General features: G+C 54.5%; 22 protein-coding genes, 2 tRNA genes and 2 pseudogenes. 15 read left to right on the top strand and 11 right to left on the bottom strand.

Annotated features, from left to right (window positions below; all coding sequences use genetic code 11):
- Positions 1-12 precede the first annotated feature (12 nt).
- Together mtfA and C5523_RS09775 are read left to right on the top strand one after the other, a co-directional pair.
- The gene (gene mtfA, locus C5523_RS09780) at positions 13-810 is read left to right on the top strand and encodes a DgsA anti-repressor MtfA (RefSeq protein WP_041851849.1); all 798 of its coding nucleotides are present in this window, start codon (positions 13-15) and stop codon (positions 808-810) included.
- Positions 811-910: 100 nt separating this feature from the next.
- Positions 911-986, top strand: a tRNA-Asn gene (locus tag C5523_RS09775).
- Between the two features lie 52 nt (positions 987-1,038).
- Here C5523_RS09775 and C5523_RS09770 read toward each other — a convergent pair.
- The gene (locus C5523_RS09770; protein ID WP_108701027.1) at positions 1,039-1,962 is read right to left on the bottom strand and encodes a LysR family transcriptional regulator; all 924 of its coding nucleotides are present in this window, start codon (positions 1,960-1,962) and stop codon (positions 1,039-1,041) included.
- A gap of 91 nt (positions 1,963-2,053) precedes the next feature.
- Between C5523_RS09770 and C5523_RS09765 the strand changes: the two genes are divergently transcribed.
- Positions 2,054-2,530, top strand: coding sequence for a GNAT family N-acetyltransferase (locus C5523_RS09765; protein WP_071196365.1), 477 nt, complete (start codon positions 2,054-2,056; stop codon positions 2,528-2,530).
- Between the two features lie 51 nt (positions 2,531-2,581).
- Here C5523_RS09765 and cbl read toward each other — a convergent pair whose 3' ends face one another.
- The gene (cbl, locus tag C5523_RS09760; RefSeq protein ID WP_041851852.1) at positions 2,582-3,532 is read right to left on the bottom strand and encodes an HTH-type transcriptional regulator Cbl; all 951 of its coding nucleotides are present in this window, start codon (positions 3,530-3,532) and stop codon (positions 2,582-2,584) included.
- Positions 3,533-3,633: 101 nt separating this feature from the next.
- Entirely contained in the window at positions 3,634-4,551 is a 918-nt protein-coding gene (nac, locus tag C5523_RS09755) for a nitrogen assimilation transcriptional regulator NAC (protein WP_041851853.1), read from the bottom strand.
- 332 nt (positions 4,552-4,883) lie between these two features.
- On the opposite strand from nac, the gene C5523_RS09750 reads away from it, so the two are divergent.
- Together C5523_RS09750 and C5523_RS09745 are read left to right on the top strand one after the other, a co-directional pair.
- Positions 4,884-4,959: transfer RNA gene (locus tag C5523_RS09750), tRNA-Asn, on the top strand.
- A 189-nt stretch (positions 4,960-5,148) separates the two neighbouring features.
- Positions 5,149-5,337 (top strand): YjfB family protein, encoded by a 189-nt coding sequence (locus C5523_RS09745; protein WP_041851854.1) that lies wholly within the window; start codon positions 5,149-5,151, stop codon positions 5,335-5,337.
- A 92-nt stretch (positions 5,338-5,429) separates the two neighbouring features.
- Here C5523_RS09745 and ldtA read toward each other — a convergent pair whose 3' ends face one another.
- From ldtA to C5523_RS09730, 3 genes and pseudogenes are all read right to left on the bottom strand, one after another.
- Entirely contained in the window at positions 5,430-6,380 is a 951-nt protein-coding gene (gene ldtA / locus C5523_RS09740; protein ID WP_079496386.1) for a L,D-transpeptidase, read from the bottom strand.
- Positions 6,381-6,456: 76 nt separating this feature from the next.
- On the bottom strand, positions 6,457-6,759 hold the full coding sequence (locus C5523_RS09735; RefSeq protein ID WP_071196363.1) for a helix-turn-helix domain-containing protein: 303 nt from the start codon (positions 6,757-6,759) through the stop codon (positions 6,457-6,459).
- Positions 6,760-6,761: 2 nt separating this feature from the next.
- Positions 6,762-7,114, bottom strand: a pseudogene (locus C5523_RS09730) (type II toxin-antitoxin system RelE/ParE family toxin).
- A gap of 218 nt (positions 7,115-7,332) precedes the next feature.
- On the opposite strand from C5523_RS09730, the pseudogene C5523_RS09725 reads away from it, so the two are divergent.
- The 6 genes and pseudogenes from C5523_RS09725 (at position 7,333) to C5523_RS09700 (ending at position 14,245) form a co-directional block, all read left to right on the top strand.
- Positions 7,333-8,038: pseudogene (locus tag C5523_RS09725) on the top strand (TetR family transcriptional regulator C-terminal domain-containing protein).
- A complete protein-coding gene (locus C5523_RS09720; RefSeq protein WP_108701026.1) occupies positions 8,035-9,012 on the top strand; it encodes an MDR family oxidoreductase in 978 nt (325 codons plus the stop codon). Before C5523_RS09725 ends, C5523_RS09720 begins: the two are co-directional and overlap by 4 nt.
- Before the next feature lie 193 nt (positions 9,013-9,205).
- Positions 9,206-10,660, top strand: a complete 1,455-nt coding sequence (locus C5523_RS09715; RefSeq protein ID WP_041851859.1) for an AMP nucleosidase — start codon at positions 9,206-9,208, stop codon at positions 10,658-10,660.
- An 18-nt stretch (positions 10,661-10,678) separates the two neighbouring features.
- Positions 10,679-12,457: an aminopeptidase P family protein gene (locus C5523_RS09710; protein ID WP_108701025.1), complete on the top strand. Its 1,779-nt coding sequence runs from the start codon at positions 10,679-10,681 to the stop codon at positions 12,455-12,457.
- Positions 12,458-12,821: 364 nt separating this feature from the next.
- Complete coding sequence (locus C5523_RS09705) at positions 12,822-13,445, top strand: LuxR C-terminal-related transcriptional regulator (protein WP_172960885.1); 624 nt, start codon at positions 12,822-12,824, stop codon at positions 13,443-13,445.
- 20 nt (positions 13,446-13,465) lie between these two features.
- Complete coding sequence (locus C5523_RS09700) at positions 13,466-14,245, top strand: EAL domain-containing protein (RefSeq protein ID WP_172960884.1); 780 nt, start codon at positions 13,466-13,468, stop codon at positions 14,243-14,245.
- Between the two features lie 3 nt (positions 14,246-14,248).
- Here the strand turns inward: C5523_RS09700 and C5523_RS09695 are convergent, their stop codons facing one another.
- The 5 genes from C5523_RS09695 to C5523_RS09675 all read right to left on the bottom strand — a co-directional run bounded on the left by C5523_RS09695 (position 14,249) and on the right by C5523_RS09675 (position 19,068).
- Entirely contained in the window at positions 14,249-15,061 is an 813-nt protein-coding gene (locus tag C5523_RS09695) for a DeoR/GlpR family DNA-binding transcription regulator (protein ID WP_108701023.1), read from the bottom strand.
- Positions 15,062-15,208: 147 nt separating this feature from the next.
- Positions 15,209-15,832: an HAD family phosphatase gene (locus tag C5523_RS09690; protein WP_107224101.1), complete on the bottom strand. Its 624-nt coding sequence runs from the start codon at positions 15,830-15,832 to the stop codon at positions 15,209-15,211.
- Complete coding sequence (locus C5523_RS09685) at positions 15,829-17,340, bottom strand: FGGY-family carbohydrate kinase (protein ID WP_041851864.1); 1,512 nt, start codon at positions 17,338-17,340, stop codon at positions 15,829-15,831. Before C5523_RS09685 ends, C5523_RS09690 begins: the two co-directional genes overlap by 4 nt.
- A gap of 27 nt (positions 17,341-17,367) precedes the next feature.
- Positions 17,368-18,168: a BtpA/SgcQ family protein gene (locus C5523_RS09680; RefSeq protein WP_108701022.1), complete on the bottom strand. Its 801-nt coding sequence runs from the start codon at positions 18,166-18,168 to the stop codon at positions 17,368-17,370.
- A 42-nt stretch (positions 18,169-18,210) separates the two neighbouring features.
- Positions 18,211-19,068 (bottom strand): DeoR/GlpR family DNA-binding transcription regulator, encoded by an 858-nt coding sequence (locus C5523_RS09675; RefSeq protein WP_108701021.1) that lies wholly within the window; start codon positions 19,066-19,068, stop codon positions 18,211-18,213.
- Between the two features lie 144 nt (positions 19,069-19,212).
- Here C5523_RS09675 and C5523_RS09670 point away from each other — a divergent pair, with 144 nt between their 5' ends.
- The 4 genes from C5523_RS09670 to C5523_RS09655 all read left to right on the top strand — a co-directional run bounded on the left by C5523_RS09670 (position 19,213) and on the right by C5523_RS09655 (position 23,399).
- Positions 19,213-20,013 carry an SDR family NAD(P)-dependent oxidoreductase gene (locus C5523_RS09670; protein WP_052249323.1) on the top strand — a complete coding sequence of 267 codons (801 nt, stop codon included), beginning with the start codon at positions 19,213-19,215 and terminating at the stop codon, positions 20,011-20,013.
- A 99-nt stretch (positions 20,014-20,112) separates the two neighbouring features.
- The gene (locus C5523_RS09665; RefSeq protein WP_108701020.1) at positions 20,113-21,249 is read left to right on the top strand and encodes an ABC transporter ATP-binding protein; all 1,137 of its coding nucleotides are present in this window, start codon (positions 20,113-20,115) and stop codon (positions 21,247-21,249) included.
- A 9-nt stretch (positions 21,250-21,258) separates the two neighbouring features.
- On the top strand, positions 21,259-22,059 hold the full coding sequence (locus C5523_RS09660) for a carbohydrate ABC transporter permease (protein WP_079496379.1): 801 nt from the start codon (positions 21,259-21,261) through the stop codon (positions 22,057-22,059).
- Positions 22,060-22,124: 65 nt separating this feature from the next.
- Entirely contained in the window at positions 22,125-23,399 is a 1,275-nt protein-coding gene (locus tag C5523_RS09655; protein WP_071196351.1) for an extracellular solute-binding protein, read from the top strand.

Genomic DNA, 23,399 nt, shown 5'->3' with positions numbered 1-23,399 from the left:
GCGAGCAAAGCGATGATTAAGTGGCCCTGGAAAACAAAGGAAGCCTCTCACGGTGCGGAATTCCCATGGGAAGAAGCGTTAAGCATCCCCGTGTTGGCGAGCCTTTCTTTAGATGAACAAGAGAAACTGGTTCACCTTGCAGACCGTTTTTTGCAACAAAAGCGGCTGGTTGCCTTGCAAGGTTTCGAACTGGATGCGCTAAAGAGCGCGCGTATCGGCCTGCTCTTTTGCCTGCCGGTACTGGAACTCGGCCTTGAATGGCTGGATGGTTTCCATGAAGTGCTCATCTACCCTGCCCCGTTTGTCGTTGACGATGAATGGGAAGACGGTATTGGCCTTGTACATAGTCAGCGTCTCGTCCAGTCGGGGCAAAGCTGGCAGCAGGGGCCCATTGTCCTGAACTGGCTCGACATCCAGGATTCGTTCGATGCATCAGGATTCAACCTGATCATTCACGAAGTCGCACACAAACTGGACGCCCGCAATGGCGACAGGGCAAGCGGTATTCCACTTATCCCTATGCGTGAAGTGGCTGGCTGGGAGCACGATCTGCACGCTGCGATGGACAATATTCAGGATGAAATCGACCTGGTAGGGGAAAGCGCGGCCAGTATCGATGCCTATGCGGCAACCGATCCTGCTGAGTGTTTTGCCGTGCTGTCGGAGTATTTTTTCAGCGCACCTGAACTGTTCGCCCCACGTTTCCCGGCGTTATGGCAACGTTTCTGTCATTTCTATGGTCAGGATCCGTTATCGCGTCTGCGCGATCGGCCTTATTCAGCAAATGATCCCGTAAGCCGTGTGCACTAAAAAGGCAATTTGCACTTTAATTCACCAATTGAATCAGCAAGTTAAATTAAGTATTGACACATATGAACGTGGCAAGTAGTATGCGCCCCGTTCACACGATTCCTCTGTAGTTCAGTCGGTAGAACGGCGGACTGTTAATCCGTATGTCACTGGTTCGAGTCCAGTCAGAGGAGCCAAATTTAGAAAACCCGCTTAAGGCAACTTAAGCGGTTTTTTGCTTTTATGGCCTCACATCCCCTTCTCTGCCAGCGCCTGTAATTCTCCTTTCAGCCAGTCCGTTGCCGCACGCTTACCACTGCGCTTATGCGAATAAATTTTTACCTCAAACTGTGGCACGGCAAAGGGGAGTTCAAAAAGCGCTAATTGCGCCGCCAGCTTCATCTTGCCGGCAGCAAAACGCGGAATAGCGAGCAGCAGGTCGCTCTGCTCAATAATGAACGGCGCGCTGAGCATCGAGGGTGTTTTTATCGTCACCTGCCGCGTATACCCCATCCGCTCCAGTTGCAGATCCAAAATACCCTGCTTCTCATTCCAGGGGGTGACCACCAGATGCCTGGCCGCAAGATAATCTTCAAGCGTGAGCCGCGTGCGCTGGCTGTTACTGATGACGACATACTCATCTTCAAACCAGACAATCTCATCCAGTTCTGGATGCGCAACATCATCCGGCGCACTGAACCCCAGCGCCAGATCAATCTCGCCTGCAAGCAATTCCGTCAACGCCGGGCTATGCGGTAAATAACGCAACTCAAAACGCAGCCCTGGCGCAGTCTCCTGTAACCGATTCATTAAGGCCGGAAAAATACAAAATGCGGTGAAATCCGTAATAGCAATCTGAAAGCAATCGGTACTGCTGGCCGCGTCAAACGCAGGTTGCGGCGTCAACTCCTGATTAAGGGACTTCAACGCCGGGGCGATCGCGGGTGCAAGCTGGGTCGCATACACGCTGGGGCACATCCGGTGACCTTCGCGGTAGAACAGTGGATCGTTCAATGTGACGCGCAGCCGCGACAGCGCATGACTGAGGGCAGACGTACTGATCGCCAGCTCCTCGGCGGCCGCTCTGACGGAACGATGCCGATAGATAGCGTCAAAAACGGGCAAAAGGTTTAGATCAAGACGTCGCAAAGCATGATGCATAATATTCATCAACCAGTGATTTCATTGCACTTAATTCTTTTAACAATACCCCTTATGCTTAACGCCAGCAATTTGAACCCACGCATAACAGACAGGAAGAGAAATGAGCATCACGATTCGCCAGGCACGCCCAACGGACGCAAATGCAATTTATGACATGATTTATGAACTGGCGGTGTACGAAAAAGCCCCGGAAGAAGTGGTGACCACCCCGGACGAAATTAAGGCCACTCTGTTTGGTGCCGACAGTAAAACCGAAGCGTTAATCTGCGAGATCGACGGTAACGTGGCGGGTTATGCGGTCTTCTTCACCAGCTACTCTACCTGGCTCGGACGCAACGGTATCTATATGGAAGATTTGTATATTTCCCCGGATTATCGCGGCGCAGGGGCAGGCAAAGCCTTACTGAAATACATTGCGCAATGCGCGGTACAGCGCAAATGTGGTCGTCTGGAATGGAGCGTGCTCGACTGGAACAAACCAGCAATTGATTTCTACCTGAGCATCGGCGCACTGCCGCAAAGCGAGTGGGTACGCTATCGTCTTGATGGCGATGCGCTGCTCAAATTTGCGGAGTAACCTGCAACGCGCGTATCCCCCGACGGCATCCGTATGCGGGGGACGCTGTTTTCAAATCTGGTAATCAATCACCTCTTCGTCCGGCTCCATCACCTGACGTTTGATATCCTCAACCGACAGCCCTGCATTACAGAGCTCAATAAAACGCCAGACATAATTGCGCTGCAGTTGACCGCGTTTAAGCCCAAGCCAGACGGTATTGGCATCGAACAGATGACGCGTATCCAGCCGCACCAGCTTGCCCTCTTCGTTCTCTCCGCTCGACTGCTCGGCCACCAGCCCAACCCCCAGCCCCAATTCAACGTAGGTTTTGATGACATCCGAATCCTGCGCGCTGAGCACAATATCCGGCAGCAGCCCCTTGCGACCAAACGCTTCATCAATACGCGAACGTCCGGTGATCCCCTGCCGATAGGTGATCAGCGGCCAACGGCTGATCTCTTCAAGCGTAAGAGGAGAGGTTTGCAATAAGGGATGATCTTTAGGAACCAGCAGGCTGTGGTGCCAGCGGAACCAGGGGAAAGCAGCGAGAGTGCTGTCGTTGCTGAGTCGCTCACTGGCGATGCCAATATCCGCGCCGCCATTGTGCAACAGCGTCTCAATCTCCTGCGGCGTCCCCTGAATCAGCTCAAGACGAACTTCGGGGAACAGCGCGCGGAACGATTTAATCACCGTAGGCAGGCTGTAGCGAGCCTGTGTATGCGTTGTCGCAATCGTCAGCACGCCGGATGTGTCATTCGTGAAAAGGTCAGCGAGGCGGCGCACATTGCTCGCCTCATTGAGAATACGTTCGGCTATCACCAACAGCGCTTTACCCGGCTCGGTCATCCCCAGCAGCCGTTTGCCCCGACGGATGAAAATCTCAATCCCCAGCTCTTCTTCAAGCTCGCGGATATGACGACTCACCCCGGATTGCGATGTATAGAGCATGTTGGCGACTTCGGTCAGATTATAATCCCGGCGCGCCGCTTCCCGGATAATTTTCAGTTGCTGGAAATTCACCCTTCCCTCCAGGGCCATCAGACATGACGCTATTGTTAAAGTCTGAGGCCTGGCAGAACAAATAATAAAAACCAGCATGTTATTCCGTAATGGAATAACGCTTAACTTACCAACTGCAACTCCTGGCTGTCCATCGCCGGGCGGCTTACCAGAGACATAAGAATATCTTTTACCGCCTGTGCCTGCGGCGAGAGCGTACCGCGGGCAGAAACGTTCAGAGAGAGCGGTAAATTCATCGACGGCGTGGTAATACGCGCCATCCAGCCGTTCGCCGCACTGCTCAATGAGCGCGCGGCGGATTCCGGCAGCACCGTTACGCCCATACCACTGGCAATCGCCGCCGTGAGGGTGGCGATCGATTCGATTTCGCCGATGATTTTTGCCGTCAGGCGACGCAATGAGAACGCTTCGTCAACCCGCAAACGCACCGCGCTGTAGTCACGTGGCAGGAACAGGTTCATCTCTGCAACGGCTGTCAAATCAACGCTTTGTCCTGGGCAATCGCGCGTGCCGACCAGATACAGATCTTCTTTCAGCAGCGGTAAGCTGTTGATGCCGGAACCGGGTGCGCGCTCATACAGCACAGCCATATCGAGTTGACCACTCAGGAGCTTGTCGTTCAGTACCGTACCGCTATTTTCATGCAAATATACGGTCACTTCCGGTAACTCTGAGCGCACCGCCTGCAACAGCGGCATCGTTACAGAAGAGGCTGCCGTGCCCGGTGCAAGGCCGATGGAGACCTGTCCACGCAGGCATTGCCCCACGTTGTTCACCGCCAGTTGTGCCTGTTCGCACTGACGCAGGATAGTCCGCGCATGGGCATAGAGGATCTTGCCCGCTTCGGTCGGCGTCACGCCGCGCTTAGTGCGAATCAGCAACTGCTGATCCAGTTCGCCCTCCAGCGTAGCCACCTGCTGGCTCAGCGCGGGCTGCGCGATATGCAGTACCTCAGCGGCCTGAGTCAGGCTGCCGATATCGACGATTTTTACGAAGTATTTCAGGCGTCTTAAGTTCATTTTGCCTCCTGTTCGGAATACCAGTGCCAACGCCGGCAGTCATGTTGTCGGAGGAGTTGCAATATGCTTGCCAGTTTTAGATAAGTCATCTGACCATCGCTAACAGGCTGGATAATAAGAGATTCTGATAACCAGGGGGGATATGATTACTGAAACAGTGGTTTGCCCGATGCCCCATAAGAGACTCCTCTGCCTCATGATGGTGCAAACAAGCGGCAGACTGACTATCTTGCAGGCGCATTGTCGAAATAGTCGACAAACAGAACGAGAAAGGTCTTGCAGCCTTTGACAAGGCGATCAGGCATCGTTAATATGCGCCCCGTTCACACGATTCCTCTGTAGTTCAGTCGGTAGAACGGCGGACTGTTAATCCGTATGTCACTGGTTCGAGTCCAGTCAGAGGAGCCAAATTTGAAAACCCGCTTAAGGCAACTTAAGCGGGTTTTTGCTTTCCAGCGCAGCGCACGCCGTTCATTCGACAAATCCGCAGTGGGCACTTATTCTTTTCTAAGGTTTTACCGGAACATGCCGATGATACTGTGAGGCTTTGTCCTCGCACTGTTAGATTTTTTGTTTGTTAACAATAGGATGATCGAAATGGATACATTGCAAATCGCATCATTATCGACCAGTCTCAGTGCTTATAACCTCCAGAACCAGGTCAGCACCATTGTCCTGAGAAAAGCGCTGGATAACCAGGAGGCAACGGCAACCGGTATCATTAATCAGATACCTCAGGTGCCGGCAAATCCGTCCATTGGTCGTCACGTGAATACCACCGCATAAGCAAGTTTGCCCAATTACGCTTGCGTTTATTGGGCATTCCTGAGTACCTATGCTGCCAGGCCCGCCCAGATGCGGGCTTTTTTATCTGTGATTTACAACCGTTCTTTACTCAAACCGGCGCTGTGCGCGGACTCGCTGATGTTCACTGGCATCCCGGAGCGGCGCTCAAGCACCTCAGCCGCCCTCAACGCATCCACGCCCTCGCCTTTAATAATGGCATGTAACGCTGGCGTCAGAGGCAACGGCACTTTATTGGTGGATTCAAACTCGGCGCGATTGCGCGATAGCGGTTCGTGGACTTCAACCCAGCGGCTGCCATCCGGTTCTACGGTCGCTTTCACCGGCTGGTCAATCAACTGCACACGGGTGCCCACCGGCACATTATCGAAGAGATATTTGATGTCATCATTCCGCAGGCGAATGCAGCCCTGGCTGACGCGCAGCCCGATGCCGAAATTGGCGTTGGTCCCGTGGATGGCATACAGCTTGCCGATATAAATAGCATACAGTCCCATCGGATTATCCGGCCCGGCAGGCACCATCGCAGGCAGGGTTTTCCCCTCTTTGGCATATTCGCGACGGGTGTTCGGCGTAGGAGACCAGGTGGGGCCTTCCTGCTTACGTTCAACAGCAGTAACCCAGTTACGTGGCGTTTCGCGTCCGGCCTGACCAATGCCAATAGGCAGGATCTCAACGGTATTGCTGTCTTTGGGGTAGTAGTAAAGGCGCATTTCAGCGACATTCACTACGATGCCCTGACGCACCGTGTCGGGCAAAATGATCTGCTGCGGCACAATCAGTTCGGAACCCGCTTTTGGCAGGAAAGGATCAACACCGGGATTGGCCTCCAGCATATTGCTCAACCCCTGGCCGTACTGCGCGGCAAAGGCCTCCAGCGGCAGCGTATTACCCTGCGGCACGGTGACGACCTGCACGCTGCCGACCAGGCGGCTTCCCTCCGGCGGCAATGGGTAACTCACCGCCAGCACGCTCTGACTGGCGAGCAAAATAAAAAGGCCATAAAACAGTTTAATACGACGCATGATTTCCTTTCCTCAGACGCGACAGGCGTAGCCTAATCATAGTCTTTTTTGTCCCTGTCTCGCTAATGCTCACGGGTTATACAACGAAGGCGTAATGCGACCCATCAGGCAGTTCGATATCAAGACGAAGCTTACCGCCAGTGGCTTCAACGTAGCGCTTAAGCGTCGACAGTTTTACATCGCGACCCGGTTTTTCCATTCCCGCCACCGTAGGTTGCCGTATCCCCAGTGCATGCGCCATTTCCACCTGCGTTTTTTGCACTTTCTCACGCAGTTCGGCCAGGTGAATGTTCAGGAGAGTCTCAGTCGCCATCGACTCAGCCTGTGCCACAACCTCTGGTTTTTCATCCGCAAGCAGTTGTTCCAGCGTTCTGCCCATATTTACTCCTCTTTCTCTGGTATTTTCAGATAGTTTGCATATTCCTGCTCAGCTCGCGAAATCATTTCGGCGTAGAAACGTTTTTCATTTCCAGCTTTACTTCCTGCGCACAGCACAATAGCCGCCCGTCTGGGATCAAAAGCGAAAAAGCGCGTATCGGCTCCCCACGACACTGAATTCGCAGCTCCTTCATATTGCTGTAGCGCGCCCCTTTTATCGTGTCGGCCCAGGGTCTGGGCAATCCGGGGCCTTTCGTTCGCAACACGATCAGCGCCGCCAAAACGCTCGCACGCGTGTGATCATTTTGAGCGATTAACCACTCATCAAACCTGTCCGTTGTTTTAATTTCCCACACAAGATTTCCTTACAAATATAGGCCAAAAGCTATATAGCCGCAAAGTGATAATCTGCAAGGTGAAAGAAAATCAGGTGAAGCGCACTTAATCACAGCCAAAACCGGAAGCAAGGTTCCAGACTTTCTTCATGTACCGTAAAGCCATTCCCCTCGCTTCGCTTGCTAAGCATTCCGATTGCGCGTAGGCTGGCGACAATTAAAACCAATCGGTCTAAATTATGAGTAACGAAACGGTCGTTGCGCAAAAACCCCGGCGTGGCAGGCCTCCAAAGGTCGAACGCGCGTTTACTGACACCCGCCAGGAACTGATTCGTTCGGGTCTGGCGGTGCTGACGGAGACGGGATATTTGTCGGCGGGTATCGATGCGGTCATTAAAAATATCGCCGTACCGAAGGGATCGTTTTACCACTGCTTTAAGAGCAAACAGGAATTTGGTATGGCGGTGCTTGCAGCCTACGGTTCCTTTTTTGCCCATAAATTAGACAAATTCCTGCTTGATGGCACCCTTCCGCCGCTTGAGCGGATGGCCGCTTTTGTGCTTCATGCGGGTCAGGGGATGGCGAAATATCAGTTTCGCCGCGGTTGTCTTGTTGGCAACCTGCTACAGGAGTCCCCCCTCTTACCCGAAGCGTTCCCCCAACGATTAAAAGCGATCCTCGAAGAGTGGGAAACGCGCGTCGCCCGTTGCTTTACAGAGGCGCAAGCGCAAGGCGTTATCCCGCAGGATGCTTCGCCGGAAAAACTGGCGCGGGTGTTCTGGTCCGGCTGGGAAGGCGCCGTGATGCGCGCCAAACTGTTCCAGTCTGCCGACCCGCTCAATCAGTACTGGGAATTCTTTTTGTACAGCATTACTCAAAAATAACACCTGCACAGGACGGCCCTGCGCCGAAAACCACAGTCAGACGAGGAAAACTCAGTCATGAAAGCTTTAGTTCTGGAACAGATTGAAAACAAAACCCTGGCAGCCGTGAAAGATATCGCTCTGCCCGCCCTCGCCGATGGCGATGTGCTGGTCGACATCGACTGGTCCAGTCTTAATTACAAAGACGCGCTGGCGATCACCGGCAAAGGGAAGATCGTTCGTCAGTTCCCGATGGTACCGGGTATCGATTTCTCTGGTCGCGTCAGCGAAAGCCGCGATCCGCGCTTTGTTCCCGGCCAGTCGGTGATCCTCACCGGCTGGGGCGTGGGTGAAAACCACTGGGGCGGTCTGGCCGCACAGGCGTGTGTAAAAGGCGACTGGCTGGTTTCTCTGCCAGACGCGCTCAGCGCCCGCAACGCAATGATTATCGGTACCGCAGGTTTTACCGCCATGCTCTGCGTGGATGCGCTGGTTGAAGCTGGCGTGAAACCAGAAAGCGGTAAAGTGCTGGTCACCGGGGCCAGCGGCGGCGTTGGCAGTACCGCCGTTGTGCTGTTGAAAGCGCTGGGTTACACCGTTGTCGCGGTCTCTGGCCGTGAATCCACCCACGACTTCCTGCGCCAGTTAGGTGCCGATGAAATTCTGCCGCGCAGCGATTTCGAAGAGACCCGTCCGCTGGAAAAACAGCTATGGGCCGGTGCCGTCGATACCGTCGGCAGCAAAGTGCTGGCAAAAGTACTGGCACAGACAAACTACCGTGGCTGCGTTGCCGCCTGCGGCCTGGCGGGTGGCTTCGATCTGCCCACCACCGTGATGCCGTTTATTCTGCGTAACGTCCGCCTGCAGGGTGTGGACTCCGTGATGGTGCCGACCGCTGAACGCGCTGCGGCCTGGGCTCGTCTGGCCAGTCTGTTGCCGGAGAGCTACTACCAGCAGGCGTCCACTGAAATCGGTCTGGAGCAGGCTCCGGCGTTTGCCGCCGATTTCCTGAGTAACAAGATTCAGGGCCGTACGCTGGTGAAAATCAACGGCTAACTGTTACCCCGGCGCGCCCTGTCGCGCCGGCTTCTCGCCATACGCCCCATTATCATTAGATTTGCGCACTCAACGCGCGGCAATAGTATTGAAGACAGGCATCCTCCGAAACCCATCATCCGGAGTTATTGTTTCATAAAGCTGTGACATACTATCGTCTACAGCCGTACACCTGTGAAACAAGGAGTTAATGATGAATAAAAAGGGTGCACATCTGACCCCGGAACAGGCACTGGATCAACTGGAAGCCCTGTATGAGCAGTCAGTGTCGAACCTGCGTGCAGCCATCAGCCGTTATATCGAGGATGGCACGCTACCCACGCATGAAGCACGCGCCAACGGCCTTTTCGTCTACCCTGAGCTGTCGGTAAGTTGGGATGGCAGCGCCACCAACCCACCGAAAACCCGCGCTTACGCCCGTTTCACCCACTCTGGCTGTTACACCACCACCGTCACCCGCCCCGCCCTGTTTCGCAGCTATTTACACGAACAACTCACGCTGCTGTGCCAGGACTATGGCGCACATATTGAAGTAGGGCTATCAGCACATGAGATCCCGTATCCGTATGTTATTGACGGCTCGGAACTGACGCTGGACCGTTCAATGAGCGCCGGGTTGACCCGCCATTTTCCCACCACCGAACTGGCGCAAATTGGCGATGAAACCGCCGACGGTCTGTTCCATCCTACCGAGCTCTACCCGCTGTCGCATTTCGATGCCCGCCGCGTGGATTTCTCACTGGCCCGCCTGCGCCACTACACCGGCACCCCGGTGGAGCACTTCCAGCCGTTCGTGCTGTTCACCAACTACACCCGCTACGTAGACGAGTTTGTCCGTTGGGGATGCAGCCAGATTCTGGACCCGGAAAGCCCCTATGTTGCCCTCTCCTGTGCGGGTGGCCACTGGGTCACCGCTGATACCGATGCCCCGGAAGAGGCCATCTCCGATCTGGCGTGGAAAAAACACCAGATGCCGGCCTGGCATCTCATCACCGCCGACGGTCAGGGCATCACCCTGATTAACATCGGCGTCGGTCCGTCAAACGCGAAAACCATTTGTGACCACCTTGCGGTGTTGCGCCCGGATGTATGGATGATGATTGGCCACTGCGGCGGCCTGCGTGAAAGCCAGTCGATTGGCGACTATGTGCTGGCGCATGCTTATCTGCGAGATGATCACGTACTGGATGCCGTACTGCCCCCGGATATCCCCATTCCGAGTATCGCCGAGGTGCAGCGCGCGCTGTACGATGCCACCAAAGAGGTGAGCGGCATGCCCGGCGAAGAAGTCAAACAGCGCCTGCGTACCGGCACCGTGGTCACTACCGATGACCGTAACTGGGAGCTGCGTTATTCCGCGTCGGCGCTGCGTTTTAACCTGAGTCGCGCGGTGGCTATCGACATGGAAAGCGCCACCATTGCCGCCCAGGGTTACCGCTTTCGCGTGCCGTACGGCACACTGCTGTGTGTCTCGGATAAACCGCTGCACGGCGAAATCAAGCTGCCGGGTCAGGCCAACCGTTTTTATGAAGGGGCGATTTCCGAGCATCTGCAGATTGGTATCCGCGCCATTGACCTGCTGCGGGCAGAAGGTGATCGGTTACATTCACGTAAACTACGCACCTTTAACGAACCCCCGTTCCGCTAACAATAAGGAAGGATTCTTATGCAAACCCCAACACCGCTGGCAGCACTGCGTACACAGCTAGCGGCCATGGATGTCGACGGCATGATTGTGCCACGCGCTGATGCCTACCAGAGTGAAGACTGCGCGCCGCACGATAATAAACTGGCCTGGCTGACCGGCTTTAGCGGCTCGGCGGGCCTGGCGCTGATCCTCCGTGACCGGGCGCTGATGTTTGTCGACGGACGCTACCAGGTGCAGGTTCGCCAGGAGGTCGATCTCAACGCATTTGAGATCCACCATCTGCACAATGAGCCGCTGGCGCAGTGGCTTAACGACTCGCTGCCCGCTGGCAGTCGTATCGCTTTTGAGCCGTTGCTGATGGTCAACAGCCAGTTTACCGCACTGGAGGCGACCCACTGTGAACTGGTGGCGCTGAACAATGATCCCTTTGACGCCATCTGGCACGACCGCCCACCAGCCCCCTGCGGTGCAATCCGCGAAATGCCACCGGAAATCAGCGGTGAAAGCAGCGAGGCGAAACGTGCACGCATTGCTCAGGTGCTGGCTAAAGAAGGTGTCGATCTGCTGGCTATCACCCAGCCGGATAACATCGCCTGGCTTTTAAATATTCGGGGTTCGGATGTGGCGATGAACCCGGTCGCTCACTCATTCGCCCTGCTCAGCCGTGACGGAGAGATGGAGTGGTTTATCGATGCGGCGAAAACGCATGCCTTATCGGATGGCCTGAGATCTTCCCTGCGGATCTCCGCATGGACCGATTTTCTGCCCCACTGTCAGCAAGCGGCCGCTGGCAAGAAAGTGATGCTGGACGCCGATTACGCCCCGGTCGCCCTGCGTTTTGCTATCGAGCACAATGGCGGCGAAGTGGTCTGGCACGCGGACCCCATTACGCTTATCAAAGCGCACAAAAACCCCGTTGAGCTGGAAGGTTATCGCGACAGCCACCGTCAGGATGGCGCGGCGTGGGTTAACTTCCTGGCATGGCTGGCGCGTGAAGTCCCGGCACGTGAGGCCGCAGGCAACCCGCTTTCCGAACTGGAAGCACAGGCAAAACAACTCACTTTCCGCCAGCAACAGGCCGGTTTCATTGAGCAGAGCTTTAGTACCATTTCCGCCTCTGCCAGCAACGCCGCAATGTGCCACTATCACGCCAGCGAAGCCACCAACGCCGCCATTACCCGCAGTAATTTCTACCTGAATGACTCAGGCGGTCAGTATCGCAATGGCACAACCGATACCACGCGCACATTGTCGTTTGGCCCCCTGTCTGATGAACAGCGTTTGCACTATACCGCCGTACTGAAAGGCTTTTTGTCGATGCTGACACTGCAGTTCCCGAGCGGCACGCAGGGGCACCAGATCGATGCCTTTGCCCGCCGCGCGCTCTGGGAATTGGGCCTCGATTTCGACCACGGTACCGGGCATGGTGTGGGACACCAGTTGTTGATTCACGAACAGCCACATCGCATTGCCAAAAAGGTCAACCCATGGCCGCTGGTCGCCGGGAATATCATGACCATCGAACCGGGCTATTACCTGGCCGATCGCTACGGCATTCGCATTGAAAACCAGGTGGAGGTCGTAGAAAGCCAGCCCGGATTCTGCCGCTTCTCATCGCTGACGCTGGTGCCTGTGGATCTTAGCCAGGTGGAGTGGTCGCTACTCTCGGAGCAAGAAAAACAGTGGCTTGATACCTACCATCAGCAGGTTCGCGACACGCTTTCACCGCTGGTCGACAGTGATGCGCGAGCATGGCTGGATGCAGCGACGGCCCCCGTGTGCACATATATGGGTTAAACAATATAAAGCCTGCATATGTTTAATATGCAGGCTTTAATGTAATGGCCAGGTTTAACCGTTTTAAGAATTATCCTTATTTTTATTCAAAGGTTATTTGCACGCCTCCTTTACCGCCACTATTTAATATTGCGGATAAAATACATCAATCACATACCCTTCTTGACATAGCCTTACTAATAGCATGGTATTGTGTTTCCGCATTAACACATCGACTGATATTTAAATATTCATTAGGATTTTTCCTAAGTCAAATTAACAAATTCTCATTTTCCTTAAGATTATGAGAGAGTTATTGCTTTTGTTTTATTCAGGTATATAGAATAAACCAGCCAATACCAGGATGCCCAGAGGTTACAAGGGAATGAAATTTTTAATAAATATTGATAATGACACATTATTCTCTACTGGCATCGTCGGTTTAATTCGTGACGCTATTAAAGAATGCAATGTCTCTTCGCCTTCTCTTTCCTGGGATTTTAGCGTTGAGAATATTCATAAAGCAGATTTTATTTTCATGACCGTATGTGCGGGAGAATATTACTTATGTTTTAGAGACTTAATTAACAGGAAAAAGTCAGGGAGGATTTTTATCTTTGTCGCCGGCGATACGATTCCAGCGAGACATATCCTGCCTGACTGCATTAAAGACGCACAATTCTTTCTCCGCAAAGAGCGTTCGGCTGTGGTTTACGACGCCATCGTCAAAGCGATTTATGGCAACCCTGCGGCAAAAGAGCGCGCCAAAGGTGCGGGAAAATGCGCCTATTCCTGTATTAACTGTAACTATAGAGCCCTCTCTTTTACCCAGGAGAAAATTGCCTATGGCTTACATGCCTGCATGGGCATGAACGATATCGCGGATCGTATTGGTATTACCTACAAAACGGCCATTAGTCACAAAAAGAATATTATGAATAAATTCGACCTGAACAGTAAACTGGAACTGTATGAATTTATTGCCTGTTATCACAAAAAGAAGCATTAGTGCTTAATATGGAGCTAACGATGCTTTGCCGATTAAAGCATGCCTTACTTGCCAATAATATCAACCTTTACTACCAACCTATTTACTCAGCCTGCACAAAAAAGATTGTCGGGTTTGAAGCATTATTGCGATGGCGTGATGCGCGATTCGGACGAGTCTGCCCGGAAACGTTGATCGGGCTCGCCGTTGAAAATGGCCTGATGAGTACCGTTTCGCTCTACGTAATTAAAAAAGCCATTGCCGAAATGGCGACATTATTAGCCCGGCACGGACTGTTATTAAACCTGAACATCACACCTGGCGATCTGAATTCAATCTCATTTAAGAACACGCTGCTTAATGAACTTGCGCGTCATCAGCTCAATGCCTCGTCCATCGTGCTGGAGATAACCGAGGTCAGTTGCAACGATACCCAGGCGCTCATGACTAACGCGACACAGTTCAGACAGCACGGCTTCCACCTGGCTCTGGATGATTTTGGTAAAGGTTGTTCGAATCATGAAAGGCTGCTCAGCCTTCCCGTAACGGATGTCAAAATAGATAAATCCCTGACTCAGGCACTGTGCGCAAAGACTCTACACGGAGAAAAAACCCTGCGTATGTGCAGGGCGCTGTATGAACGACCTTACCGGTTAATCTTTGAAGGGATTGAGTTCGCGGAACAACTGGCCTGTATCACCCGAGAGTTTCCCGGCGCCCGTGCGCAGGGCTGGTATTTTTCAAAAGCGCTGCCCGTAGAGGGCCTGCGGGCGTTACTGAACGAAGCCTCACCCGAGGCCGTCATACAACGCCTGGCCTGACGGTCAGGGTGCAATCATCACCTGCACATTCGCCAGTTCAAGAGCGGTCGCCAGTACCGCAGGCGGTGCGCTATCTGTTATTAGCAGATCGATATCCTGCCACTGCGCCACCTGCACCAGCGACATATGCTGGAATTTTGCAGAGTCGCAGAGCAGCACTTTAAAGCCGGAACGGCGAATCAATACCCGTTTCATTTCCGTCTCATCCAGTGCGCTATCGTAAATGCCCTGGCTGGTAATGCCCGATGCGCCAATAAACGCAATATCAAACCAGAACTGTTGGAACTGCTCAATAGCAGACGGCCCGACAATCGCCATCTCGTCATCACGCATCATCCCCCCTGCCAGATAGACTTCCGGTGCCTGCGCATAGCGGCCCAGCGCATGGGCAATGCGCACACTGTTGGTGAAGATTTTCAGACGCTCATGCTTCACCAACTCGTCGACCATAAACAGGGTTGTGGTACCGATATCAAGCGCAACGCTCTGGTAGCGCCCGGCCACCTCAGCAGCCATGCGGGCAATGCGCATTTTGCTCTCCCGATGAAGGGAAAGGCGTGCGTCAAAATGCGCCGGAAGCGGGTCCATAATCGGCTGGCTGACCGTATCGGTCAGTACCGCACCGCCGTGTACCCGGCTGAGTTTACCCTCGGTTTCCAGTTCGGCGAGATCGCGGCGAACTGTCATCTCCGAGACCGCCAGCTCCGCTGAGATATCCACTACTGTCACGCGCCCCTGCTCGACCAGCATGTTAAGGATCCGCTTTTTGCGTTCCTGAGGAAGATAACGGGCCTGAATCTCGGGTTTAGCTGACATAACGATAGATACTCTGTTTCGGGTGGAGGGGCTTAAACGATATAGCTCACAATATTAAGGGGAAGTGGTGTGATTTAAAACCCAATTTGTTCGAATGTGTTCATTTCTTTGCGCGGAACATCCCTTTCCCGCGCGAAACTGTGCGAATCAAAACCAGTCGAGGATCCGCGTCAGCGAGGTGATTTCTGTTACCCCCTGCTCAGAGGCGGGTGACGCGCCATAAAACGCGACGTGCATTCCGGCGGCCTGCGCCGAGCGCATCCCGGTCGTGCTGTCTTCAACCGCCAGTACCGCCGCCGCAGGCAATCCAAACGCCCCCAGCGCATGTTGATAAGGTTCGGGCGCCGGTTTGCCATGGTGTACATCATCCAGCGTCACCACCACATCAATAAACTCACGCACACCCAGCGCCTCAAGATTCGCTTCGACTATCCGTCGGCACGAATTCGACACGCAGGCCTGTTTGATACCTTTCGCCGCCAGCTTGCGGATGGTTTCGCGGCTGCCGGGAATAGCAACCAGTTCGTGGCGGTGGTCATGGTAGTAGTCTTCAATCGCCGCCAGCCACACGGTCTGGTCCAAATCGGCGGGCAGTTCTGCACACAGGGCCAGCCAGACATCGTTAATGTGCACACCGTAAAAGCGCGTCTCGGGAATATGGCTCAGATCCAACCCGAAGCGATGGCAGACAGCCAGCAGTGCCCGGTGATGAAGTGGTTCGCTATCGACCAGCGTGCCGTCAACGTCCCAGGCAATGGCGGTAAATTTCATGGTGTCTCCTGGCGGGTCAGTGGACGACAGGCTTCATAGAGCTGGCGGAAACGCGGATATCCCTCATGGTAAACATCGGCATGTTCAGGCCGTGGCGTAATCACATCTTTGAGGTTGACCCAGGCGCTGGCTCCCTTCCAGTCTGTCGATACCCCGACACCCATCGCCGCCGTCCAGGCGGCCCCCAGACAAGAACCGGGGTGCCCATCCAGGCGAGTCAGCGGCTCGCCCAGCACATCGGCGACAATCTGCATCCACAGTTTGCTTGCCGAACCGCCATCAGAGACGATGTAGCGTTTTACCGGATAGCCGATGTCAACCAGCGTCTCGATATGGTGTTTGATGGCGTAGGCGTAGGCTTCGAGCAGCGCGCGCCAGATATGCCCCGCGTCGTGGCTGAGCGTCAGGCCAAACAGGATGCCCCGGGCATTTGGATCATGTAACGGGGTTTTCTCCCCCAGAAAATAGGGCAGGAAAATCAGGCCGTCACTGCCCGCCGGGCGGTTTTCCGCCATCGCGTCCAGGTACTGATGGATACTCATGCCCTTTTCACGTGCTGCCGCTTCATGCTGCGCCGCGAAGTTCTGCACAAACCAGTTTAGCCCCGAACCGCCGGTCGACATACAGCCGTTGGGCATGTAGCAACCCGGCACAAGGTGATAATCCAGATACAGGCGCGGGTCAGGGGTAGCGCTTTGCGTTACGGTCAGAATATCCACCGAGCCGCCGAATTTGAGCAGCACTTCGCCAGGCGAAGTCACCCCCGCGCCGAGCGCGGAGGCAATCAAATCCGCCGCCCCGCCAATCACCGGTGTGCCTTCACTGAGCCCGGTCCAGGCCGCCGCCTGCGCGGTAACCGCGCCGATAATGTCATGAGAGCGGACCAGACGGGGGACCGCATAACGGGGAAGATGGGCAAAGGCAATCAGTTCGTCATCCAGCGTATTGCTGCTGATATCAACAAAACCCGCCTCCAGCGCCCAGTTCTGCTCGATGATTTTCTCACCCGTGAGCTTCCAGTTAATAAAATCATAGGAACCGAAAACCGTGGCAATACGTTCAAACACTTCCGGTTCATGGTGTTCAATCCAGCGGATTTTCGCTCCCACCAGTTGCTGGTTAATACCGTTTCCGGCGCGCTCTAAAAAGTGCTGACTGTCCATTTCGCAGCGCATCTGCTGCACTTGTGCGCCGCTGCGACCATCGCTCTGTTGAATGCTCGGACGCAGCAGGCGATCTTCGCTATCCAGTAAAACCACGGCAGGCAACATCCCGGTCACGCCAATGCCACAGATTTCACTCGCCGCAATGCCGCTTTGTGTGAGCAACTGCTGGCAAATTTCACCGACATTCGCCCACCACTGCTCCGGCGACTCCTCCGTCCAGCCGCTGTGCGGGGCGAAAAGCGTGACCGGGCGGGAGGCCGTACCGAGCACCTTATCGGGCAGGCCGATCAGGATGCCAATGGTTGAGGTTGTACCAATATCAATGCCTAACAGATACTGCATCTTATCCTCCCGTTCCAGGGGTTATGTTTAGCGCAGCTTTTCGACCACATCCATAAAGCGTTTTACCCGATCCCCGTCGACCTGATTCCAGGTGTGCCCGTCGACCTTAAAGTGCGTACCGATGACCACACCGCTGGCAATGCTCAGAATGTCGGTGACGTTATCGATGTTGGTGCCGGTGTTGGCAAAAACCGGAACGCCCTCTACCGCTTCGCAGACTTTGCGCAGATTAGAATGTTCAGCCGGTTCACCGGTGATCGGTCCGGACACCAGAATGGCATCTGCCAGTGACGAGAAAATGGCGCTGCGCGCACGCAGTTCGATGGGGCGCGCATCCAGAGAATGGGCGAATTCGGCGTTGATGTTAAAGAGCAATTTCATATCTTCACGGCCCAGGTTGCGGCGCAGGCGAGACGCGCTGGCACAATCCGGCTCCCAGATCCCCATATCAGAAGCAAACACGCCGGTGAAAATTTCACGCACGAAGCTCGCCCCGGTGGCAGCACCAATGGCGACACTGGCGTTAGGATCCCACAGGTAGTTCACGCCGAACGGCACTTTCAGTACCGATTTCGCCGCCTGCACCACAGCCGACATGGCCGAGACGCCTTCCAGCGACGCTTTAAACACATAAGGACGGTCATTTTCGTTGCCGAACATAATCGCATCCACACCACCTGCCTGTAGTTTCTCTACATCACTGAGAACATCGTCGATGAGCTTATTGAGTCCACCTTTAGCGTCGTACAGCGGCGCGCCAGGCAGCGCGCCAATATGGGCCATTGCGATAACCGCTTTTTTCTTATTACCCAAAAATTCAAAGATCATAACTTTCTCCGGTGTTGGCTGATATGTCATGGTAAAAAGCGATCACGCGTCTTTCGGCAACGCAGGCGCGATGATCACATCAATATTTTCCGCCTCCAGCATCGCCGACAGCGCGGGCGGTGGTGCCTGTTCGGTGATCAGGATGTCGAATTGCCTCAGTGTGGCGAGGTGCACCAGCGACATTCGTTGAAACTTGCTGGCGTCACACAGCACCACTTTCAGGCTGGAACGGTTGAGATAAAGACGTTTGAGTTCCGCATCCTCAAAGGCATAGTCATAAATTCCCTCGGCGGTCAGACCAGAGACGCCAATAAAGGTGATGTCGAACCACAGGCTGGAAAACTGCTGTAGCGCCGCAGAGCCGCCGGTCGACATTTCATCCGGGCGCATCCGCCCGCCCGCGAGGTAGATTTCCGCCTTCGCAGGGGCAATGTCATGCGCCACGCGAAGGCTGTTCGTAAAAATTTTCAAATGTGAACACTGGCTGAGGTAACGTGCGGCAAGAAACGTCGTGCTACCGACATCCAGTGCCAGTGTGCGAAATTTCTTGCCGAGCTCTGCCGCCGCCGCCGCGATGCGCAACTTAGCCTCATGGTTTTGCAACAGGCGGGACTCGAAACTCGGTTCCACTTTGTCAATCGCCACTGCGCTTGCGCTCTGCGGTAAAACCGCCCCACCATGCGTACGGCAGAGGCTGCCCTTCTGCTCCATCTCCATCAAATCACGACGGATAGTCATTTCGGAAACGGCGAACTTCGCGGCCAGATCCGGCACAGATACCGCACCTTGCTGAACCAACAGTTGCATGACTTCACTCTGACGCGACGCAGCCGAACGGCGTAAACGCGCACCGGATCCGGGGGCGTCAGGCTGAAAAGGCAGAGCGTCGTTGTGCGTCATCGGCTGACTCCGAACATTGAAGTTAACAAAAACAAACATACAAAACAAAATTTGTGATCGCAATTGTTTTTATCATAAGAAATATGTTTTGTTGTGTTCGTTATATTGGTGTAAAAAATAATCATCAACACAGGGGAAAAGAACATGCACACATCACATTTGACGTCCGGACACTATCCGGACCTGCAAGGTAAAGTGGCGATTGTTACCGGCGGCGCTACGGGTATTGGTTATGCCATCGCCCGCAATCTGATTCGCCAGGGCATGCGGGTCGCTATTGGAGACATCAACGAAGAAGCCGCCTGGGCAGCCGCCACCGAACTCGGCGCGAACACTGTGGCGTTTCATCTGGATGTTCGTTTACGTGCGTCCGTTGAAGAAGGCTTTGGCTGGGTAGACAAAACGCTGGGGGACTATGATCTGCTGATCGCCAACGCGGGCGTATCAACGATGCAAAAAGCCCTGGCGATAACAGATGATGAGTGGGATTTTAATTTTGACGTCAACACCAGGGGTATTTTTCTTACTAATCAGATTGCCGCACGCAAATTTGTGGCGCGCAAATCCGGTACTATCGTGAACACAGCGTCGCTTGCCGCCAAAGTTGGCGCGCCGCTGCTGGCCCACTACTCCGCCAGCAAGTTTGCCGTCCTCGGCTGGACTCAGGCGCTGGCACGGGAACTGGCCGCTGACGGGATCCGCGTGAATGCCGTCTGTCCGGGTTTCGTTAAAACCGGCATGCAGAGCCGCGAAGTACAGTGGGAAGCACAACTGCGCGGCATGACGCCTGAACAGGTCATTGATGATTACATTCGCCAGACGCCGCTTGGCCGCCTGGAAACGCCCGAAGATGTCGCCGAAGTGGTGGCCTTTTTGAGTTCCGACGCCGCTCGTTTTATGACAGGTCAGGGCGTCAACGTGACCGGCGGGGTGTATACGGGCTGACAACACGCCGTTGTGAACAAAGCTGCTTCATTTCGAACAAAACCGAACATGGATGTCATCAGTCCCAGGACGGGCAACACGTAACAGAGGTAACCCAATATGGCCTCCATTGAATTACGGAACGTGTCGAAATCCTACAACGGCAATCAGCACAGCGTCCGTAATGTGAATTTGCACATCCGGGATGGTGAATTTGTTATCTTCCTTGGCCCTTCCGGCTGCGGAAAGTCCACTACACTCCGCATGATTGCCGGACTTGAAAGCATTACCGATGGCACATTGTTAATCGACGGGCGCGACGTGAGTCATGTGGCGCCGCGCGATCGCAATATCGCCGTGGTATTCCAGAGCTATGCGCTCTACCCGCACATGACCGTCGCCGAAAACATGGCCTTCGGCCTGAAAATGCGTGGCGTGCCGGGCAACGTCATCAACATTAAAGTGGCCGAGAGCGCTGCAATGCTGGGGCTGGATAAACTATTACACCGTAAACCGGCCGCGCTTTCCGGCGGGCAGCGCCAGCGCGTCGCCCTGGGCCGCGCTATCGTGCGTGAACCGCAGGCCTTTTTGTTAGATGAACCCCTCTCAAACCTTGATGCTCAGTTGCGCGGCGAGATGCGTAGTGAACTGATCAAGCTTCATCGTCGGCTGGGCAAAACCATGGTCTATGTCACCCATGACCAGGTAGAGGCCATGACAATGGCGGATCGCATTTGCATCATGCGTGATGGCCATTTGATCCAGTGCGGGACTCCGCTGGAAGTCTATAACTACCCGGTAAATACGTTTGTTGCCCGTTTTCTCTCCTCTCCGTCCATCAACCTTCTTCCCTGTCTTGTGCAACGGACGGGTATGGATGTCAGCCTGCAACTGTCCGACGGCCCACAGCTCCCGGTGCCGGGCTGGATGGCCGTCGACTATCAAAGCCTGGCGGGAAAACAGATGACCCTCGGCGTGCGACCGGAAGATTTTCACGCCCACCCACGCAGACCAGACTGGATCCCGCTGGAAATTGCCGTCAGCGGGGTGGAAGCGCTAGGTGCGGAAAACATTGTCAGCGGCACGCTCGGTAAAGTGCCAGTGGTGATCCGCCTTGATCATCATACGCACCCGAAGGTGGGCCAGACGCTTAGCATCTGGCTGGATCCCAACTCACTGCATCTGTTTCACCCTGGCAGCGGAGATGTGGTTGAGCGCCGTAAAACACCTGACAACGCTGACACCCCAGGCGCGTGAGGAGCGAACATGCTACGAAAAATTGGATTGCATACCGGGCTGGTGCTGGCCTGTCTTTCAATTTTACTGCCGGTGCTGTGGATTGTGAGAACCAGCCTGGTGCCGGAATCGATGGCCTACAGCAGCGATATTTTCCCGCAGTTTTCCGCGGAAAATTTCCGCTCGCTGATTGAGAACAACGGTTTTTTACGTCATTACGCCAATAGCCTGATTGTCGCCACCGGGTCGGTTGTCCTCGCCCTGCCGTTTGCCGCCGCCACCGGCTATGCCTTTGCCCGCTTTAAAACGGGCGGTAAAGCGGCGCGCTTTATTATGCTGGCGACCCAGATGCTGCCAGCGGTAGCACTTGTGTTACCCGCCTTTGCCATGCTGCGAACCGTTGGGCTGACCAACTCGCTCTTCGGGCTGACGCTGGTCTATGCCGCGTTAAACCTGCCGTTTCTGACCTGGATCCTGATGGGCTTTTTCGAAGGGATCCCGGTGGATCTGGAGTGGGCCGCGATGACCGACGGCGCCACCGCCTGGGGCGCGTTCTGGCATGTGGTGCTGCCCGTGTCGCTGCCGGGTCTTGCGGCCTCCGCCGTGCTGGGCTTCATCCTGTCGTGGAATGAGTTTCTTTTTGCCCTGGTGCTTAGCGGGCCGGAGACCGCCACGGTCCCGGTGTCGCTTGCCGCGCTACAGACCTCGAACGGTGTTCAGATTGGCAAGGTTTCGGCAGGCATTGTGCTGGCCGTGCTGCCACTGATGGTCGCCTCACATTTTATTCAGCGTTACATCGTCAAAGGTCTCACCTTCGGCGGTGTTAAGTAAAGTCATGCCATCCAGACAGAAAATTGTCGCCGTTAACACTCCGGCACCTTCTCCAGGAGTTAATTATGTTGAATCGTAAGAAAGTCACATTGTTATCGGGTCTGATAGTCCTTAGCCTTTCGGCGTCCGTTCGGGCGGAAGATGTTGTGCTGCGTGCGTTGATGGAAGATGTTCCGGAAACGAAAATCATTGAAAAAATGCTGCCTGATTTTGAGAAGCAGTACCACATCAAAGTGCAGTTCGAGAAAATCGGTTACGGCGATATGCATGACAAGCTGGTATCGCAACTGATTCAGTCGCAGAGCTATTACAACCTGCTGGAAGTGGATTTTCTGTGGGCGGGGGAATTCAGTAAAGCCGGCTGGCTGACTGATCTCACGCCGGATGTGAAAAAATCTAACTTTGATATGTCGGCCTTTATTCCGGCCACCGTGTCGCTCATTAATGTGACGCCCAATAAAACCACGCTGATCCCGATGTACAACTATTCCATGGGGCTGATTTACCGCACGGATGTGTTGCAGGATGAGAAAATAAAGAGCGCCTATCAGGCCGAGTTTAAAAAACCGCTTGAGCAGCCCAAAACCCTGGAAGAGTACGTTACGCTTGCCAAATTTATCAAGAAGAACAGTGACATGGCCGGAGCGGCTATGCAAGGGCAGCGCGGCGACCCGAACAGCATGGAGTTCTCGAATTACCTGTTCTCCAGCGGCGGCGCTTACGTAGACGACAAAGGTAAATCCGCACTGAACAGCCCGGCGGGGAACAAAGCGATGACGCTGTATGCGGATGCCATCAAGAATGCCGCGCAAACCGGTGCGCTTTCCGCCACCCTCGACGATACCGTGCGTCTGATGTGCAGCGGTAAAGCGTTCAGTATGTTGACCTATTGGTGGATGCTGCCGCAACTGGATAACGCCACCGCCTGCCCTGCCGTGGCCGGTAAACTCGCGCTGACAACCGTTCCTGGTGGTCACGGGGAGAGCGGCGGCTGGGGTTGGGGCATTCCGAAAAACGTCTCAGATAAAGAGAAACAGGCCGCCTGGACCTTTATTCAGTGGGTGCAGAGTAAAGAGGTCACTACCGCACGCGCATTGCAGGGGCACGCGCCTGTTCGTTCCGATGTCTATGAAAACGCCGAGGTACTGAAAAAGTATCCTTACTATAAAGACGCTCTGAATATTGTGGCGTCCGGTAAGTCCTTCCCGGTCTTCTCCTATTCCGCTCAGTATGAAGATGTTCTGGGGACACAATTGTCCCTACTGGCGAGTGGCGAAAATACCGTCGACAAGTCGCTGAAAAATGCATCCGACCAACTGGATAAGTTGCTGGTGAAATAA

This window comes from Phytobacter sp. SCO41 (genome assembly GCF_003073275.1).
In the GTDB taxonomy this organism is placed as follows: Bacteria; Pseudomonadota; Gammaproteobacteria; order Enterobacterales; family Enterobacteriaceae; genus Phytobacter; species Phytobacter diazotrophicus.
This window is presented reverse-complemented; position numbering and strand designations above follow the sequence as displayed.

Excerpts from the sequence above, each read along its gene's own strand:
- mtfA (WP_041851849.1), top strand. The coding sequence starts at position 13 with ATGATTAAGTGGCCCTGGAAAACAAAGGAAGCCTCTCACGGTGCGGAA.
- C5523_RS09765 (WP_071196365.1), top strand. The coding sequence starts at position 2,054 with ATGAGCATCACGATTCGCCAGGCACGCCCAACGGACGCAAATGCAATT.
- nac (WP_041851853.1), bottom strand. The coding sequence starts at position 4,551 with ATGAACTTAAGACGCCTGAAATACTTCGTAAAAATCGTCGATATCGGC.
- C5523_RS09745 (WP_041851854.1), top strand. The coding sequence starts at position 5,149 with ATGGATACATTGCAAATCGCATCATTATCGACCAGTCTCAGTGCTTAT.
- ldtA (WP_079496386.1), bottom strand. The coding sequence starts at position 6,380 with ATGCGTCGTATTAAACTGTTTTATGGCCTTTTTATTTTGCTCGCCAGT.
- C5523_RS09735 (WP_071196363.1), bottom strand. The coding sequence starts at position 6,759 with ATGGGCAGAACGCTGGAACAACTGCTTGCGGATGAAAAACCAGAGGTT.
- C5523_RS09720 (WP_108701026.1), top strand. The coding sequence starts at position 8,035 with ATGAAAGCTTTAGTTCTGGAACAGATTGAAAACAAAACCCTGGCAGCC.
- C5523_RS09715 (WP_041851859.1), top strand. The coding sequence starts at position 9,206 with ATGAATAAAAAGGGTGCACATCTGACCCCGGAACAGGCACTGGATCAA.
- C5523_RS09710 (WP_108701025.1), top strand. The coding sequence starts at position 10,679 with ATGCAAACCCCAACACCGCTGGCAGCACTGCGTACACAGCTAGCGGCC.
- C5523_RS09705 (WP_172960885.1), top strand. The coding sequence starts at position 12,822 with ATGAAATTTTTAATAAATATTGATAATGACACATTATTCTCTACTGGC.
- C5523_RS09700 (WP_172960884.1), top strand. The coding sequence starts at position 13,466 with ATGCTTTGCCGATTAAAGCATGCCTTACTTGCCAATAATATCAACCTT.
- C5523_RS09695 (WP_108701023.1), bottom strand. The coding sequence starts at position 15,061 with ATGTCAGCTAAACCCGAGATTCAGGCCCGTTATCTTCCTCAGGAACGC.
- C5523_RS09690 (WP_107224101.1), bottom strand. The coding sequence starts at position 15,832 with ATGAAATTTACCGCCATTGCCTGGGACGTTGACGGCACGCTGGTCGAT.
- C5523_RS09685 (WP_041851864.1), bottom strand. The coding sequence starts at position 17,340 with ATGCAGTATCTGTTAGGCATTGATATTGGTACAACCTCAACCATTGGC.
- C5523_RS09680 (WP_108701022.1), bottom strand. The coding sequence starts at position 18,168 with ATGATCTTTGAATTTTTGGGTAATAAGAAAAAAGCGGTTATCGCAATG.
- C5523_RS09675 (WP_108701021.1), bottom strand. The coding sequence starts at position 19,068 with ATGACGCACAACGACGCTCTGCCTTTTCAGCCTGACGCCCCCGGATCC.
- C5523_RS09670 (WP_052249323.1), top strand. The coding sequence starts at position 19,213 with ATGCACACATCACATTTGACGTCCGGACACTATCCGGACCTGCAAGGT.
- C5523_RS09665 (WP_108701020.1), top strand. The coding sequence starts at position 20,113 with ATGGCCTCCATTGAATTACGGAACGTGTCGAAATCCTACAACGGCAAT.
- C5523_RS09660 (WP_079496379.1), top strand. The coding sequence starts at position 21,259 with ATGCTACGAAAAATTGGATTGCATACCGGGCTGGTGCTGGCCTGTCTT.
- C5523_RS09655 (WP_071196351.1), top strand. The coding sequence starts at position 22,125 with ATGTTGAATCGTAAGAAAGTCACATTGTTATCGGGTCTGATAGTCCTT.